The sequence below is a fragment of the Clostridium cibarium genome, assembly GCF_014836335.1.
GTDB lineage: Bacteria > Bacillota > Clostridia > Clostridiales > Clostridiaceae > Clostridium > Clostridium cibarium.
The window spans coordinates 67,540-84,645 of the sequence record NZ_JACSRA010000019.1 but is presented as its reverse complement, the minus strand read 5'-3'; the positions used below and the strand labels follow the sequence as shown (position 1 = coordinate 84,645).

General features: G+C 28.3%; 13 protein-coding genes. 11 read left to right on the top strand and 2 right to left on the bottom strand.

Annotated features, from left to right (window positions below):
- Positions 1-95 precede the first annotated feature (95 nt).
- Entirely contained in the window at positions 96-617 is a 522-nt protein-coding gene (locus H9661_RS12355; protein ID WP_143317164.1) for a nitroreductase family protein, read from the bottom strand.
- A gap of 277 nt (positions 618-894) precedes the next feature.
- On the opposite strand from H9661_RS12355, the gene H9661_RS12350 reads away from it, so the two are divergent.
- The 11 genes from H9661_RS12350 (at position 895) to H9661_RS12300 (ending at position 15,812) form a co-directional block, all read left to right on the top strand.
- Positions 895-2,898, top strand: a complete 2,004-nt coding sequence (locus H9661_RS12350; protein ID WP_143317165.1) for a fructose-1,6-bisphosphatase — start codon at positions 895-897, stop codon at positions 2,896-2,898.
- Positions 2,899-3,124: 226 nt separating this feature from the next.
- Positions 3,125-4,114 (top strand): right-handed parallel beta-helix repeat-containing protein, encoded by a 990-nt coding sequence (locus H9661_RS12345; RefSeq protein ID WP_143317167.1) that lies wholly within the window; start codon positions 3,125-3,127, stop codon positions 4,112-4,114.
- Positions 4,115-4,304: 190 nt separating this feature from the next.
- Complete coding sequence (locus H9661_RS12340) at positions 4,305-5,309, top strand: right-handed parallel beta-helix repeat-containing protein (protein WP_143317169.1); 1,005 nt, start codon at positions 4,305-4,307, stop codon at positions 5,307-5,309.
- Positions 5,310-5,516: 207 nt separating this feature from the next.
- Positions 5,517-5,885: a GntR family transcriptional regulator gene (locus H9661_RS12335; RefSeq protein WP_143317171.1), complete on the top strand. Its 369-nt coding sequence runs from the start codon at positions 5,517-5,519 to the stop codon at positions 5,883-5,885.
- A complete protein-coding gene (locus H9661_RS12330) occupies positions 5,885-6,586 on the top strand; it encodes an ABC transporter ATP-binding protein (RefSeq protein ID WP_143317173.1) in 702 nt (233 codons plus the stop codon). The genes H9661_RS12335 and H9661_RS12330 overlap by 1 nt, the downstream gene beginning before the upstream one ends.
- Positions 6,580-7,380 carry an ABC transporter permease gene (locus tag H9661_RS12325; RefSeq protein WP_143317175.1) on the top strand — a complete coding sequence of 267 codons (801 nt, stop codon included), beginning with the start codon at positions 6,580-6,582 and terminating at the stop codon, positions 7,378-7,380. The genes H9661_RS12330 and H9661_RS12325 overlap by 7 nt, the downstream gene beginning before the upstream one ends.
- A 390-nt stretch (positions 7,381-7,770) precedes the next feature.
- A complete protein-coding gene (locus tag H9661_RS12320; protein ID WP_185966824.1) occupies positions 7,771-8,736 on the top strand; it encodes a CobW family GTP-binding protein in 966 nt (321 codons plus the stop codon).
- Positions 8,737-8,757: 21 nt separating this feature from the next.
- The gene (locus H9661_RS12315) at positions 8,758-10,353 is read left to right on the top strand and encodes a permease (RefSeq protein WP_191769098.1); all 1,596 of its coding nucleotides are present in this window, start codon (positions 8,758-8,760) and stop codon (positions 10,351-10,353) included.
- A gap of 22 nt (positions 10,354-10,375) precedes the next feature.
- Positions 10,376-11,146 (top strand): TIGR03943 family putative permease subunit, encoded by a 771-nt coding sequence (locus H9661_RS12310; RefSeq protein WP_143317181.1) that lies wholly within the window; start codon positions 10,376-10,378, stop codon positions 11,144-11,146.
- 383 nt (positions 11,147-11,529) lie between these two features.
- Entirely contained in the window at positions 11,530-12,003 is a 474-nt protein-coding gene (msrA, locus tag H9661_RS12305; protein ID WP_143317183.1) for a peptide-methionine (S)-S-oxide reductase MsrA, read from the top strand.
- Between the two features lie 239 nt (positions 12,004-12,242).
- On the top strand, positions 12,243-15,812 hold the full coding sequence (locus H9661_RS12300; RefSeq protein ID WP_191769096.1) for a 5'-nucleotidase C-terminal domain-containing protein: 3,570 nt from the start codon (positions 12,243-12,245) through the stop codon (positions 15,810-15,812).
- Positions 15,813-15,875: 63 nt separating this feature from the next.
- Here H9661_RS12300 and H9661_RS12295 read toward each other — a convergent pair whose 3' ends face one another.
- Positions 15,876-17,009 carry an SLC13 family permease gene (locus H9661_RS12295; protein ID WP_191769094.1) on the bottom strand — a complete coding sequence of 378 codons (1,134 nt, stop codon included), beginning with the start codon at positions 17,007-17,009 and terminating at the stop codon, positions 15,876-15,878.
- Positions 17,010-17,106 lie beyond the last annotated feature (97 nt).

Genomic DNA, 17,106 nt, shown 5'->3' with positions numbered 1-17,106 from the left:
GTTGAATAATTTCTTCAAATTCAAAAAAGGGAGCCGTCTCCGACAAATGATTTTAAATCATTTGGAGACAGCTCCTTCTTTAAAATATGAATAAGTTATTTTACATATTTTATTACATTTTCATTTTTTTCATGAGCTTTTCCTTCGATAGCGGCATAACCTAAAGCTGCTATGCCCCATACTATATGATTTTCAGGAATTTCAAAATCAGATAATAGTGCACGAACTGCTTTTTCATCGCAGATTGTTTTTAATTGATTAATCCAACAAGAACCTATTCCTAAAGAATTTGCCATTAAAAAAATATTTTCAAGAGCACAAGAACAATCAGCTAAACCGTTAGAATTATCTCTGTCATTTGAAAGTAATATAATAGTTGGCGGATTGTACATGTTATAGCTTTTATCTCTACCTAAGGCTTCTCTTATAACTTTTGAAAGAGCTTCAATTTTATCTTTGTTTTGTATAACAGTAAACTGCCAACTTTGTTTGTTCATTCCACTAGGTGCATGAATACCTGCTTTTAAAATTAATTGTAAGCTATCATCTTCTATTTGTTCATCTTTAAAAGATCTAATACTTTTTCTAGTTAATATGTTGTTTAATACTTCGTTCATTTAAATCACTCCTTAAGTTTACTATATTATTATAATTTTACTACAGTGAAGAAATAAAATAAATAATTCTACAACTGAATTTTAAATAGTATACTAATTAATAATAGACATCTATTATGTTTCACAACATAGAATTTCCAATTATTTTAAATTGTGTGAATCTTATAAAAACCATTGGAATAATAATTTTATATGATAGAATAATCATAAGTAACAATGAAAGCTATAGAATAAAATTGTTTCAAGGACAAAGTAATTTAAATTGAGGTGTAGAAGTATGGAAACTTATGACGAGTTAAGTGATGAAAATATACTAGAAAAAGCCATATCTAAGGAAAGTTATTTAAAACTACTAGCTAGGCAATATCCAACTATTGCTGCAGCGTCTACAGAAATTATAAATTTAGAAGCAATTTTAAATTTACCAAAAGGTACAGAACATTTTTTAACTGATATACATGGAGAATATGAGCCTTTTATTCATGTGTTAAAAAATGGTTCTGGAGTTGTAAAAAGAAAAATTGATATGATTTTTGGAAATACCTTAATGGATAGCGAAAAGAAAAAACTTGCTACTTTAGTTTACTATCCTGAACAAAAATTAGAGCTTATCTTAAAAGAAGAAAAGAATATAAAGGATTGGTATAAAATTACTTTGTATAGATTAATTGAACTTTGCAGGCATGTTTCTTCTAAGTATACAAGATCTAAAGTAAGAAAAGCATTACCAAATGATTTTAGATATGTAATTGAAGAATTATTACATGAGCAAGTTGATGAAATTGATAAGCAAGAATATTATGATAGAATTATAACAACAATAATTGATATTGGAAGAGCTAGTGAATTTATTATAGCACTTTCAAAACTTATACAAAGGTTAGTAATAGATAGGCTTCATATATTAGGAGATATATATGATAGAGGTCCAAGACCTGACATAATTATTGATACCCTTATGAATTATCACTCTGTAGATATACAATGGGGAAATCATGATATGTTATGGATGGGGGCAGCAGCAGGGGTAAGGACATCTATAGCAAATGTATTAAGAATATCTGCAAGGTATTCGAATTTAGATATTATAGAAGATATATATGGTATAAATTTATTGCCTCTTGCCACCTTTGCATTAAGGTATTATGAAAATGACCCATGTACTGAATTTATACCTAAGATTAATGAAGATAATATTTATAGTAATCATGAAGTAGAATTAATAGCTAAAATGCATAAAGCTATTACAATCCTTCAATTTAAGCTTGAGCATGAAATAATTAAAAGAAGACCAGAGTTTAAAATGGAAAATAGACTATTACTAGATAAGATTAACTATGAAGAAGGAACTGTTAGCCTAAGAGATAATGTATATGAACTAAAAGATAAGTATTTTCCAACAATAGATAAAAATAATCCATATAAGCTTACTGAAGAGGAAGAAGCTTTAATGGAAAAATTAGAATCTTCATTTATTAATAGTGAAAAATTGCAAAGACATATTACCTTTTTATTTGCAAAAGGTAGCATATATTTAAAATATAATTCAAATCTTTTGTTCCATGGATGTATTCCTATGAATAAAGATAAAACTTTTAAGTCTATGAAAATAAATGGAAAAGAGTATAAGGGAAGATTGCTTTTAGAGAAATTTGAATCTTTAGCTAGAGAAGGATATTTTAATAAAAGTGATGAAGTTAAGAAACAGTACGGAATGGATATGATGTGGTATTTATGGACAGGTTCTGTATCATCACTTTTTGGAAAAGAAGAGATGGCTACGTTTGAACGTTACTTTATAAAGGATCAAAAAACTCATAGAGAAGTTAAAAATTCATATTATAGATATAGGGATGATGAAGAAATGTGTAATATGATTTTTAAAGAATTTGGACTTGATAAAGATGAATCAATGATAATAAATGGACATATGCCAGTAAAAAATATGAAAGGTGAAAGCCCTGTAAAGGCAAATGGGAAGCTTTTAGTAATAGACGGGGGTTTTGCAAAAGATTATAGGAGAGATACTGGCATTGCAGGATATACCTTAATATATAATTCATATGGTATACAACTTGTTTCCCATGAGCCATTTGCTTCAACAGAGGATGCAATTGAAAAGGAAACTGATATCCTTTCATCTACCATGGTAGTAGAAAAGAAGTTAGAAAGAAAAAGAGTTGGAGATACGGATGTTGGAGAAGAACTAAAGAAACAAATAAATGATTTAAAATTATTACTTACTGCTTATAGAAGAGGATTAATAAATGAAATTCTATAAATTATATAGAATTAAAATATGGAAATTTCAGGGGAGTCATAAAATTGACTTCCCTGAAATTTTTATTAAGTTTAAATATTAAAATAGTTAAGAAAAAATTAACAAAATAAATATAAAATTAAAGATATTGGTATACAAGATAAGGAATTTATGTTAATATTAACTTGTAAACGTTAAATCTGCAGATATAGACGTTGTATAAAATTTGAAAATGGGGGGATTCAAGATGAAAAAATTTAAATTATTATGTCTTGGTGTAGTTGTTGCATTTGTTGCTGCTACAGCATCAAATACTACCGTTGCTAAAGCTGCAACTACAATAGTTGTAAGTAATGGTGGTACAACATTATCAAAAGCTTTATCAAGCGCAAAATCTGGAGATACAATTATAGTAAAGGGAACAGTAAAATCGGGATCTGTATCGGTTCCAGCTGGTGTAATAATTAAAGGTCAATCAAATGGAAAGATTGATTTCTCTGGAAATGGATCTGGTAGAGGATTAACGGTAAATAGTAATGGATCTACTATACAAGATTTAGAAATTTGCAATGCTGGAGATAATGGAATATATGTTCAAGGGTCAAAAAATAACTTTATTAGGTTAAATGTTCATAATAATAAAGATGCAGGTGTTCAAATATCAAATGGAGGAGCAAATAACTATTTGAGTTTTGTTCGTTCTCATCATAATGCAGATGCTAAAGGGGAAAATGCCGATGGATTTGCAATAAAGTTACATTCAGGGGCAGGAAATGTGTTAGAAGATTGTATTTCTGAATATAATTCAGATGATGGATATGATTTATATGCTGCTCATGGAGCTGTAAAATTTATAAGATGTCAAGCTAATTATAACGGAGAATGTGCTGGCATTAGAGGAGATGGAAATGGGTTTAAAGTTGGAGGTGTTGATAACAAGACTTCAGGAGTTAAGGCTCATTTAGATCCTTTAAATCATTATTTAGAAGGATGTACAGCAAAGGGTAACAAGGCAAATGGATTTGATAGAAATAATCAAAGTGGTGTAGTAACAATGAAGGGATGTACTTCAGATTCTAATGGTAAAAAGAATTATAGTTTCCCACTAACAGGAACTCCATCAGCTTTAGGTTACAAAGTAACTTTTGGAAAAGCTATAATTCAAAATAGTAAATCCATTAATGGTAAAAATGATATTTCTGGTGCTACATTAACAGGAAGATGTTTAGGTTTCTAATCTGATAGATCAATTAAAGATAAGCTATGTTAATCAAAAAAAGTATGGAAATCAAAAAAATTAAAATACTAGTATACAACATGATAAAAATGTGTTAATATATAAAATGTAAACGATATTATAAATTGATTTGCCAAATTGTTTGCATTTATCAATTTAGCAAAAATATTAATTAACTGGGGGAATTAAAATGAAAAAAGTAAAATTATTATGTCTAGGAGTAGTTCTATCATTTACAGCAGTTACTGCATCAATGGGGGTAACAGCTAAGGCAGCAACTACATACACGGTAAAGGCTACTGGGGGTATGACTTTAGCAGCTGCAGTAAATAAAGCAAGTGCTGGAGATACGATTGTAATTGATGGAGCTGTAACATCAGGAACTGTAAAAGTTACGAAATCAGGAATTACAATAAAGGGGATTAACAAAGCTAAAGTTGATTTTAAGCAAACTGCTGTTGGTCAAAAAGGGTTAGATTTTTCAGGAAGTAAAAATATAGTTCAAGATTTTGAAGTATGTAATGCTGGTGATAATGGTATATATGTTACAGGAACAGAAAATAAATTCTATAATTTAGAAGTGCATGATAATAAAGATGCTGGAGTTCAAATATCAAATGGAGGAGATAACACTTATTTGTATAGAGTTCACTCTTACTTAAATGCAGATGCTCCAAATGGAGAAAATGCAGATGGATTTGCAGTTAAATTGCATTCTGGAAAAGGAATAGTTTTAGAAGAATGTGTTTCTGAAAATAATTCAGATGATGGATATGATCTATATGCTGCTCATGGAGCTGTAAAATTTATAAAATGTCAAGCTAATAATAACGGAAATGCTAAAGGATACAGCGGTGATGGAAATGGATTTAAACTAGGTGGAGTAGATAATAAAACTCCAGGAGTAGCTGCTCACATCGATAATTTAGATCATTATTTAGTTGGATGTACAGCAAAAGGCAATAAGAAAAATGGTTTTGATAGAAACAATCAAGGAGGCCATGTAACTATGGAAGGATGTACAGCTGATTCTAATAAAGGATTAAATTATAATTGGCCAGCAAAAGGTACTCCATCAGCAATCGGTCATGAAGTAACATTTGGTACAGCATACATTACTAAAGGTAGCGTATCAATAAATGGTAAAAGTAATCTTACTGGTGCAGTAGTAACTAGCAGTCCAACAGTTAAATAAGTTACATTATATGTAATTAGTGAAATAACATAATAACTAGTTATAAAAATGATGAATTCAGATTGAATTCATCATTTTTTGTTCAACAGAATATAAAAAGAAATAAAATATTTTTTAGAGTGACATGAAAATATATATTGACATATGCTGGTAACTATTGTATTATTGTATTAAGCACTTAATACAATAATACAAAGGAGTGATATGATGGCATGGGAATTTAATAATTCGGCACCTATATATCAGCAACTTATGGAGCAAATAAAGCTCAATATAATTTCAGAAGTCTATTCAGTAGGGGAAAAGCTTCCTTCAGTTAGAGATATGGCGAGTGAGGCAGCGGTTAATCCTAATACTATGCAAAAAGCTCTTACTGAATTAGAGAAGACAGGGCTCGTATATAGTCAAAGAACAGCAGGTAGATTTATTACGGAGGACAGGGAAATGATAAAGAATGCGCAAACTAATTTAGCAAAAGAACAAATTGAAAAATTTCTTTTATCGATGAAGAATATTGGCTTTACTGAAAAAGAAACTATTTCTATGATAGAAAAAGTTGCAAAGGAGATGAATTAATGGATAATCCAATTTTTGAATGTAAGGATTTGGTTAAAACTTATGGCGGTAAAAAAGCATTAAATGGGATTAATTTATCAGTTAATAGAGGAAGGATAGTTGGGTTGTTAGGGCCAAATGGTAGTGGAAAAAGTACTTTAATAAAGCTAGCAAATGGACTATTAACACCTAGTAGTGGAGAAATCTTAATCGGTGGTAAAGTTCCTGGAGTGGAAACTAAAAAGATAGTTTCGTACCTGCCAGAAAGGACTTATCTTAATGATTGGATGAGGGTATCAGATATTATAAACTTTTTTTCAGATTTTTATTTAGATTTTAATAAAGAAAAAGCATATGATATGTTAGGCAAATTGAAAATTGATGCTGGAGATAAACTTAAGACTATGTCAAAGGGAACTAAAGAAAAAGTTCAATTAATTTTAGTAATGAGTAGAGAAGCTGAACTTTACTTTTTAGATGAGCCAATAGCTGGGGTTGATCCAGCAGCTAGAGATTATATATTAAATACTATTATTAATAACTATAATGAAAATGCTACAGTTATCATATCTACACATATAATATCTGATATAGAAAAGATATTAGATGATGTAATTTTCTTATCATATGGAGATATATCATTGACTATGAGCGTTGACGAAATAAGAGAAGAAAAAGGTATGAGTGTTGATGCATTATTTAGGGAGGTATTTAGATGTTAAGAAAATTATTAAAATATGAGTTCAAAGCAACAGCTAGAATACTATTACCATTATATGGAGCCCTGATAATATTTTCTATAATAAATAAGTTTTTTATTGGCACTAATAATAATTACGAAAGGTTAAGTGGTTTAGGGCACATTCCAGCAGTAATTACTATGTTTGCCTATGTTGCAACTATGGTAGCAGTAATTGTTGTTACTTTCTTCATAATTATTCAAAGATTTTATAAGAACTTACTAGGCGATGAGGGGTATTTAATGAATACAATTCCTGTATCATTAAATAAAAACCTGATGAGTAAACTTATCGTAGCAATTGTATGGAATATAGTTAGTGTGGCGATAGCTATTATATCAATTGTAATCATGGCATATACGCCAGGTGATTTTAGTAATGTTTTTAGGGACATTGGCCAAATACTATATGTAGGTTTTAGTGAAATAGGGATAAACATGGTTACAATTCTTATAGAAATTATAATTATAATTCTTGTAGGTGTTGTAGAATCGACTTTAATGATATATGCATCTATATCATTAGGACATTTAGCGAACAGGAGAAAAATATTATCATCTTTTGGTGCTTTTATTGTGTTAAGTATGGTGATCAATAGCATTTTTGGAGCTGTATCATCTTTTATTAATATTGAAGGCGTTGTTAATATAACAACAACAAATTTAGCACCTATTCATAAGTTTTTATTATTTGGGATTGGATCAGAAATTTTACTTTCAATAATATTTTATGTAATTTGTCATTATGTTTTAAGAAACAAACTTAATTTGGAGTAATTTGAGAATAAGAAAACTTTATATATTTTAAAAGAGCCCTACATGATAGATTTTTAATTTTCTATCATGTAGAGCTCTTTTTTGCATAAATTACTGATATACAGGTAAGTTTGAAATGAAATGTAATTTTAGATATAAATATTAAAAGTATATATAGTTGTAAAATTTTATTTTACATAATATAATAAGTAGACAAGTTAAATGCGAATTAGTTGCATTTGAGATTTGCGCATATATAATGAAAAATTATGTTTTAAATATGACTTAGGCTAAAGAGTTATGTAAGTATATCTAAATTATAAATTAGTATCATATATATATTATAATTTAGATTTCATATTAGTAATGATTAGTTTTTTGAGTTTAGAATTTAATTGAGGAGTGGTATATTTGGATATAAAAATAGATATAGTTTCAGGCTTTTTAGGTGCAGGAAAAACAACATTAATAAAAAAATTGCTAGATAGTGATTTAAGAAAAGAAAAATTGGCTATTTTAGAAAATGAATTTGGAGAAGTATCTATAGATGGAGATCTTTTAAATGATACTAAAGTAGATATAAAAGAAATAAATTCAGGATGTATTTGCTGCTCGTTAGTAGGGGATTTTAAAGAGGCCATGCATGAAATTATAAAACAATATTCTCCAGAAAGGATAATAATTGAGCCGTCTGGGGTAGCAAAACTTTCAGATATAATTAAATCCTGTAAAAGCATATCTAAAAATAATAATATTTATATTAATAATATATTTACAGTGATAGATGTTATAAACTATGAAGCTTATATAAATAATTTTGGAGAGTTTTATAAAGACCAAATAAAAAACGCAAATACCATAATCCTTAGCAAAATAGAGAACAATGATGAAGAGCAAATTAAAAAAATTAGTAGATTAATTAGAAATATAAATAAAGAAAGTAGTATAATTACAGCTCCTTTAGATGAAATGGATGGTAATGATATATTGACGATTTCAAAAGAAGATATAAAGAAAAGTAATGAGAAAACATTATCTATAAAAAAGTCATTTAAAATAAGTGCAGTAAATAAGGTATCACATTCTCATAGCGCTGATAATATTTTTAATAACTGGGGAGTTGAGACGCAAAAATCTTTTTCAAAATCAACATTAGAAAAAATATTTAAAATTATAGTAAATGATAAAAGTTATGGGAATATTTTAAGAGGAAAAGGAATAGTTAAACTAGAAGAGGGAATCTGGGGAGAATTTCATTATACTCCAGGTAAGTTTAAGATTAATAAGGCAACAAAACAAAGAGTTGGAAAGATAGTTATTATTGGAGAAGGTGTAGATAAAAATAAATTAAATTTGTTATTTAATATAAATGGATAATTCAGAATAAAGGGGACAGGTATGAAGATTAAAGTTGATATACTGATGGGATTTCTCGGTTCAGGAAAAACTACATTAATAAAATCCTTTATAGAAAATGGTGGCTTAAGAGATGAAACTGTTGTTATTGTTCAATATGAATCTGGTAAGACAACTATTAAAGAAGAGAAATTCAATAACAAAATAATAATAATGCAAAGAAAAATAGATGAGCCTTTTAATAAGAATTGCTTAAGGGAGATAATATCAAAATATACTCCCGATAGAATTATTATTGAATACAATGGTATGGGTGATACAGAAAAATTTCTCGAAGGATTTAATGATCCTTATCTAGAAAAAATTTGTAAGATTAATAAAATTATTAGTACTTTAGATATGAAAACTGCAAATATGTATCTTATAAACATGGCAAATAAGATTAGAGAACATATCGTAAATAGTGACATAATAATATTTAATAATGCAAATAATATGAACAAGGACACTATCCAAAATATAAAAAGAAATATTAGGCAAATTAATGAAGTTGCAAAAATTTATGAGTTTCCAACTGTTGATATAGAGGAAAAATCAATAAGAAAGAAAAAGCTATGTTTGAACACAAGTGAAGAGAAAGTAGGTAGTAAAGAAATAATATTAGTTATTTTAGGGTTTATGATTTTATTTTGGCTTGGTTTATGCTTTCCTCTTGTAAGTGATTTTACTAATAGTTATTTAGATAAAAATTGGATTAACTCATTTAATAAAATATTTATGGGAATTCTAATTGAAACTTTACCTTTTTTACTTATTGGTGCCTTCTTATCATCTATGATTCAAATATGTGTTTCAGAAAATATTTTGGCAAAGATATTTCCACGTAATACTATCATGGCATCTATAATAGCCGCCGTTTCAGGAATTTTATTTCCAGTATGTGATTGTGGAACTATTCCTGTAGCAAGGGGATTCTTAAAGAAAGGGCTGCCATTATCAGTAGCTGTTACATTTATGTTATCGGCACCTATAGTAAATCCTATCGCAATAATCTCTACGTTATATGCATTTCCAGATATGAAGTATATAGTGGTATATAGAGTGATTTTAGGAATTATAATTTCTATAATTGTTGGATTGATTATGAATAGATATTCAGCAAAGGATGTTGTTAATGATTATATAATTAATTGTCAATGTGAACTATGTAGTGGAGAATATACAACCAGCAAAAATATTTTTACAAAGATTAAAGGAGTTTTTTTACTTGCAGGGGATGAGTTTATAAATGTAAGCAAATATATGATTGTTGGAGCTCTTCTATCAGCTAGCATTCAAACTTTAATAGGACAAAAAGTAATAGCATTTGTTCCAGAAGGAAAAGTAGCATCATTAATTATTATGATGGTATTTGCATTTGTATTTTCTGTATGTTCAACTTCAGATGCCTTTATTGCAAAAGGTTTCTTAAATGAATTTTCTAAAGGATCAGTTTTAGGTTTTTTAATAATTGGACCAATGATAGATATTAAAAATACTATGATGCTCCTTGGAAGCTTTAAAAAATCATTTGTAGTTAAATTATTGTCTTTAATAATTATTGTTTCCTTTATATTATTAATGTTAGTGCCTTTATAAAATAGATGGAGTTGATTTAAGAATGAAAAAAGTAAATTTAGAAATAATGTTAAAGCTATTTATTCTACTAGGATTTTCTACTTTTTATTTTATCCTTGTTAGAAGTGATATGATAACATTATATGTGCATCCAAGAATTATACCATTTGCTAAGTTCAGTATTGTAGCTATGATGTTTATAGTTTTATTTTTAGTATTTGACATATTAAAGGCTAGGACTGTAAAGAGAAAGATGAGAAATTATATTGTTTTCATAATTCCATTTGTTATGATGCTTGGGATGAAACCTAATAGTACTAATATGGGAGCTTCAAATAATTCAAAATTTATAGAGGATAAATCTGATAATGTAGATTCTGCACAAAATAATAATATTAGTAGTGCAGAGCCTAAAAATGGCAATGATAATAAGAAAATAAGTATAGATGAAAATGGGAAAATTACAGTTACAGATAGTAATTATATTAATTTTTTAACTGAGGTAGAAAATAATATTGATAGTTATATTAATAAAGAAATTGAAATAGTAGGCTTTGTGTATAAGGAAGATGGCATGAAATCAAATCAATTTGCATTGGTTCGTAATATGATGGTATGTTGTACGGCTGATATGCAAATGGTTGGATTATTATGTGATAATGCAGAACCTGTTAAATATGAGGTTGACACTTGGCTTAAAGTTAATGGAACACTGGAATTAGGCAAAAGGTTAGAGGAGAAGGTAGCTATTATTAAAGTAAAGAATATCGAAAAAGTTGATGCACCTAAAACACCTTATGTGTATCCTTATTAGTTGAATATTGGTAGGTTTAAAGAATATAATAGTTAAAAATAAAGGTTCATACTTTTTAAAGTATGAACCTTTGCGAGTAAATAGAAGTTTAGTTTTACCTATATCACTTGTTATGTGATTCTGATGCCCTAAATCTATTTAAAAGAATAGTAAATTACTTATTCTCTTGCTCACAATTCTAGTTTATCCAAAGAAAAATAAATTATTCATACAAATTTGAAAATAATATGTAATTTTATATAGAAGTAAATGAATAATATTAAAGAAATAAAAACGTGCTTTGATTATAATTATGTTTATTAGTTTAGTATGTAGACTATAGAATTGAGAAGTGGTAAGATATATTCAAAAGTAACATTAATTATGATAAATAGGGGGACATTATGAAAAAGATAGTATTCGGTGGAGGATGTTTTTGGGGCGTAGAAAAGTTTTTTGCTATGATACCAGGAGTTATAGATACAGAAGTAGGATATGCTAATGGAAAGACTGAAAATCCAACTTATGAGGAAGTATGTAAAAATGACACCTATTTTGTAGAAGTATGTTATATTACATACGATGAAAATGTAGTAAAATTAGATACATTATTAGATAAATTTTGGAGTGTAGTAGATCCAACAACAGTTGATAAGCAAGGAGAAGATGTAGGAACTCAATATAGAACAGGAATTTACTATTTAGATAAATTAGATCTTGATACCATTATAAAAAGTAAGAATAAAATACAAAATGAATATGATAAGCCAGTAGTTACAGAAGTTAAACCACTTGAGAAGTATTACTCGGCTGAGGAATATCATCAAGATTATTTAAAGAAAAATCCAAATGGCTATTGCCATATTAAATTTGATTAATATAAGAGTTGCAAGGAATTGCAACTTTTTTTATTGCAGGCAACTGTAAAAAATTAACTATTGGTAATAAACTTTGAATTATTAAGAAGAAACATAGTAGAAGATAAAATAATAAAGTAAATAGTAAGTATTGTTTTTATGATAAAAATATGTAAAAAAAGTTTAACACTACTATAAATTCAATTTTATATATAGTATTATAAAATGGTATATTTAATAAGATTACAGGGGGGTAAAAAATGTTATTTAAGAAAAAAAAATTCACTGCAGTAATTACTGTAGTGGCTTTGTGGGCAAGCTTTATTGGCCCAAGTCATGTGGTAAGAGCCTATGATAATTCAGCAAAAGATAAAAAAATAGCTGCCACTGATACAACAAAGGTACAAATATTATCTACTACAGATTTACATGGAAAGTTTAAAAATTATGATTACGCTACTAATTCCATAGCAGCAGGGGGATTAAACCAAGTTGCAGCTGTTGTTAAAGAGGAAAAGTCAAAAAATCCCAACACCATAGTCGTAGATAATGGCGATACTATACAAGGAAATTACAATCATTTATTCTTAAAAGAAGATTATTTGGAAAAAAATAAAGATCCTATGATCTTAGGGCTAAATACTATTGGTTATGATAGTTATTCTCTAGGAAATCATGAATTTAATTATGGCATGAGTATTTTACAGAAGGTAGCTAAGCAATCAGAAACAGGAGGAACACCTGTACTTTGTGCAAATCTATATAAAGATGGGCAAAGAGTATTTAAGCCATATACAATAAAAGATATTAATGGAATAAAAGTGGCAATTATAGGGGTTGTTACTAATAATATAACAAGATGGGATGGGGACAAGCTAAAAGGTTATGATCCTAGAAATCCTGCTGATGAAGTGAAGAAGGTTATTGATGAATTAAAGAGCAAAAATTTAGCAGACTTATTTATAGTTACTTCTCATATGGGGGTGAAAAATGAGTATGGTGGTGGAGATAGTGCTACTGATATAGCAAATGAAAATCCAGATGTATCTATGATAGTTGCTGGACATACTCATGTTAGCATAAAAGAACAAATAGTTAATGGTGTTTTAATAACACAACCTAAGAATGCTGGAGCAGAGGTTTCTAAAGTAGAATTAGAAGTTGAAAAAACAAGCACAGGCTGCAAGGTAGTAAATAGAAGTGCAAGTTTAATTCCTTTGTTAAAAGTATCAGAAGAAGATGAAGTATTAAATAAAGAGCTTGAAAAGTACCATCAGGAAGCTTTAGCAGATGGAAAGACTAAAATCGGAGAACTTAAAGGGGAAGATTTAGCTGAAAAAAATAGAGTTAAAGGAATCCCAGAATCTTTTGTAAGTGATCAAGGTGTAACTGACTTAATTAATGAAGTGCAGTTATACTATAGTAATAAACATCTTCAATCAATTGGAGTTGATGGAAACAAGGTTCATCATGTCTCAGGAGCAGCAATGCTTTCAGAAAGTTCTAATCTTAAGACAGGAACAATTGCAAAATCAGATTTAGCTAATATTTATAAGTTTGATAATAAATTATATACAATAAAAACAAATGGTAAGCAATTAAAGAAATATTTAGAGTGGACAGCTCAAATTTATAATACATTTAAAGAAGGAGATTTTAGTATATCTTTTAATCCTAAATTTGCATCATATTTATATGATACATTAAGCGGTGTTAAGTATGATATAAATATTTCAAAGCCTGCTAAAAGTAGAATTGAGAATTTAAAATTTCCAGATGGAAAACAAGTTGAGGACAATGATGAAATATATTTAACAGTAAATGATTATAGATATAATTCAAATCTTGCACCAATATTTGATAAGGGAGAATTTGAAAAAGTATATGAATCTACTAATGATCCTCTTTCAGATGTTAGAGATATGATAGCAACATATATTAGAGATGCTAAAAGTGGAGTTATATCAAGAAATGTAGATAATAACTGGAAGTTAACAGGAGTTAAATATAATGACCAATTAAGAAATGAAGTTATTAATCTAATTAATGATGGTACGTTAACTGCTAAAACTAATAATAATCTTATAACTGAACCATTAACATGGGATAGTGTTATAGATCAATTAAATACAAAAGGGTTAACAGATGAGGTTAATAAGTTAAAAGCACTAAATCCAAAAGTAATAGATGTATTAAGTTTTAATGATTTACATGGTAATGTACTTGAATCCGGAAAAAATATTGGTGCTGCAAAACTTGCAGGAGTTATTAATGAATATAGAGCTAAAGCAAATGATAGATATAGTGTAATTCCTGTTTCAGGTGGAGATTTATATCAAGGTACTGCAATTTCTAACCTTAAGCAAGGTGAGCCTGTAAATGAAATGTTAAAAGCTATTGGCTTAGAAGCTTCTGCTGTAGGTAATCATGAATTTGACTGGGGCCGAGAAAACTTAAAGAAATGGTCAGAAAAAGGGGGATTCCCTTTCTTAGCTGCAAATATGGTTTATAAGGATAATGGAAAAACAATTGAATCTGTTGAACCGTATAAGATAGTCGGAAGAAACGGAGTGAAAATAGCATTTATAGGTATTGCTACTCCAGAAACATTAACATCAACAAAGGCTGCCAATGTTGAAGGGATAGAGTTCTTAGATCCAGCAGAAACTTTGAAAAAATATATACCGATAGTTAAAGCAGAAGGTGCAGATGCAGTTGTTGCATTAACACATTGTGGTGCTAGTCAAAATAGTAAGACTGGTGAAATCACAGGAGAAGCTGCTGATATAGCAAACAAGGTTACTGGATTAGATGCAATAATTTCAGCTCATAGCCATACATTTGTTGATGGTAAGGTAAATAATATTCCAATTGTACAAGCTGGATATAATGGTAGAGGATTATCTAAATTAACATTTAAATTTGATGATAATAATAAAATGCTAAGTGTTGAGCATAATACACAAGTATTTAAAGGAATAGAATCTACACTTCCAGTTGATGAAAATGTTCAAAAGTTAATGAAAGAACAAGAAGAACAATTGAAACCTATATTTGGTCAAAAAGTTGCAACTTTACAAGATAGATTAAGCCATGACGATAAAAATTCAGCATTAACACCACTTGGAGTAACAGTTTCTGAAACTATGAGAAAGATAGGAAATACTCAAATTGCTATTAATAATGGTGGTGGTATAAGAAGAAGTCTTGAAAAAGGTGATGTTACTGTCGGTGATATGTATGAAATTTTACCTTTTGATAACACTATAGTAACTTTAAATCTTAAGGGATCTGATTTAATAAAAGTTATTGAACATGGTATTGATCCTAAAGATATTGCATGGGGGCAATTTGCAGGAATTAAAGTTTGGTACGATAAAGATACAAATAAGGTTACTTCTGTTAGACTAGCAGATGGTAGTAAATTAGATATGGATAAATATTATTCTGTTGCAATTAATGATTTTATGCTAACAGGTGGAGATGGATATGATTTTTCAGCAGCTAAGAATGTAGTGAATACTAATATAGTTATGAGAGAATCAATAGAAGATTCATGGAAGACTAATGGAATTCCAGTTTTAGATTATAATTTACTGATTTCTGGAGTTGATAATACTGCTGATAATAAGCAAAAAGACACTACAAATCCATTAGAAAATAAAGATGCAAAAGGAACTGATATAAATAATGAAGGTTCACCTAATGATTCTTCAGCTAGAATTACAAAGACAGGAGATTACAAAGACATAGAAATATTTGCTTTTCTTGGTCTTATGTCAATTGCTGGAGCACTTGTAGTTGTTAACAGGAAGAAAAAAGTATTATAAAATAAATAGGCACATTAAAATAACTTCAATTTTAATGTGCCTATTTTCTTTGTTGTATTAGATTTAAATTAAGATATTTAGAATAAAAATAAAAGGTATAAAAATCATGAGACCTAAAAGATTATATAATGAAAAATACTTAATATATCTTGTGCTATTTTCTGAATAGTCTTTTGTGTAGAGTTTATATGAAATGAGACTTGCCATTGAAGCAATTAGTGTACCCATTCCACCTATATTAACTCCTAGGAGTAATTCTTTATAGTTGTTAGTAAAACTTGATAGGAGCATTGTACATGGTACATTACTAATAAACTGACTTAGAATGATGGAAGAAAAATAAGTGCTTGTCCCAGAATTCAAAAGTTTTGACATAAGCAGTTTAACAGTTTCTACCGATGAGATATTCCCTATAAAAATGAAGAAGAAAACAAAAGTTAAAAGCAGAGAATAATCAATTTCTTTAAATAATTTTTTATTAAAAATTAAAACTATAGAAATAGTAATAATAAAAGTGATTTTATAATCTATTATGTGAAATACCGAAGCTAAAATTATTATAAATAATATACTAAATATAATGGATGAAGCTTTATCCTTAATTTTAACTGAAGATAAATCCATAGTTAATTTATCTTTATTATTCTTTATTATCAATCCTATTAAAAAAGCTATTGATAGTAAAATCAAGTTAATTGTTATTAGAAAAAAGTTAATTGGAGATATATTGTAATAGGAGTAAATAAAAAGGTTTTGAGGATTTCCCATAGGCGTAAAAGCACTTCCAAGATTTGCAGCTAAAGTTTGGAATACAATAATTTTAATACTGCTAATATTAACTTTTTTACAAATTATTAAGGATAATGGTACAAAGGTAATTAACGCAACATCATTTGTTACAAGCATGGAAGCGAAAAAAGTTATAAAAGTAAGTGAAAATACAATACTTCTATAACTTTTGCATTTAGTCAGCAGTTTTGTAGCAAAGTAATCTAAAATTTTAAGATTCTCAAAAGCTGCTACTATTATCATTAAATTAAATAAAAGTATAAGTACTTTAAAATCTATGTATTGGAGTTTAGGCATTGATACTATAGAGCTTAATAGAGCAAGTAGTGCAGCTATAGTAAGGACTACTTCTTTTTTTATGTAAGAAAATATATATTGCTTTTTAGGTATATTTAATACTAACTTCATGTTATTTCTCCTTGAATAAATAAATTAACTTAAAATCGTCCTGTATATTATAACAAAAAATTAATTTTTAAGTTAATATAAATATTTGTAATTGTAT

Bases quoted from the DNA above. Each gene is read 5' to 3' on its own strand.
- H9661_RS12355 (WP_143317164.1), bottom strand. From the start codon at position 617: ATGAACGAAGTATTAAACAACATATTAACTAGAAAAAGTATTAGATCT.
- H9661_RS12350 (WP_143317165.1), top strand. From the start codon at position 895: ATGGAAACTTATGACGAGTTAAGTGATGAAAATATACTAGAAAAAGCC.
- H9661_RS12345 (WP_143317167.1), top strand. From the start codon at position 3,125: ATGAAAAAATTTAAATTATTATGTCTTGGTGTAGTTGTTGCATTTGTT.
- H9661_RS12340 (WP_143317169.1), top strand. From the start codon at position 4,305: ATGAAAAAAGTAAAATTATTATGTCTAGGAGTAGTTCTATCATTTACA.
- H9661_RS12335 (WP_143317171.1), top strand. From the start codon at position 5,517: ATGGCATGGGAATTTAATAATTCGGCACCTATATATCAGCAACTTATG.
- H9661_RS12330 (WP_143317173.1), top strand. From the start codon at position 5,885: ATGGATAATCCAATTTTTGAATGTAAGGATTTGGTTAAAACTTATGGC.
- H9661_RS12325 (WP_143317175.1), top strand. From the start codon at position 6,580: ATGTTAAGAAAATTATTAAAATATGAGTTCAAAGCAACAGCTAGAATA.
- H9661_RS12315 (WP_191769098.1), top strand. From the start codon at position 8,758: ATGAAGATTAAAGTTGATATACTGATGGGATTTCTCGGTTCAGGAAAA.
- H9661_RS12310 (WP_143317181.1), top strand. From the start codon at position 10,376: ATGAAAAAAGTAAATTTAGAAATAATGTTAAAGCTATTTATTCTACTA.
- msrA (WP_143317183.1), top strand. From the start codon at position 11,530: ATGAAAAAGATAGTATTCGGTGGAGGATGTTTTTGGGGCGTAGAAAAG.
- H9661_RS12300 (WP_191769096.1), top strand. From the start codon at position 12,243: ATGTTATTTAAGAAAAAAAAATTCACTGCAGTAATTACTGTAGTGGCT.
- H9661_RS12295 (WP_191769094.1), bottom strand. From the start codon at position 17,009: ATGAAGTTAGTATTAAATATACCTAAAAAGCAATATATATTTTCTTAC.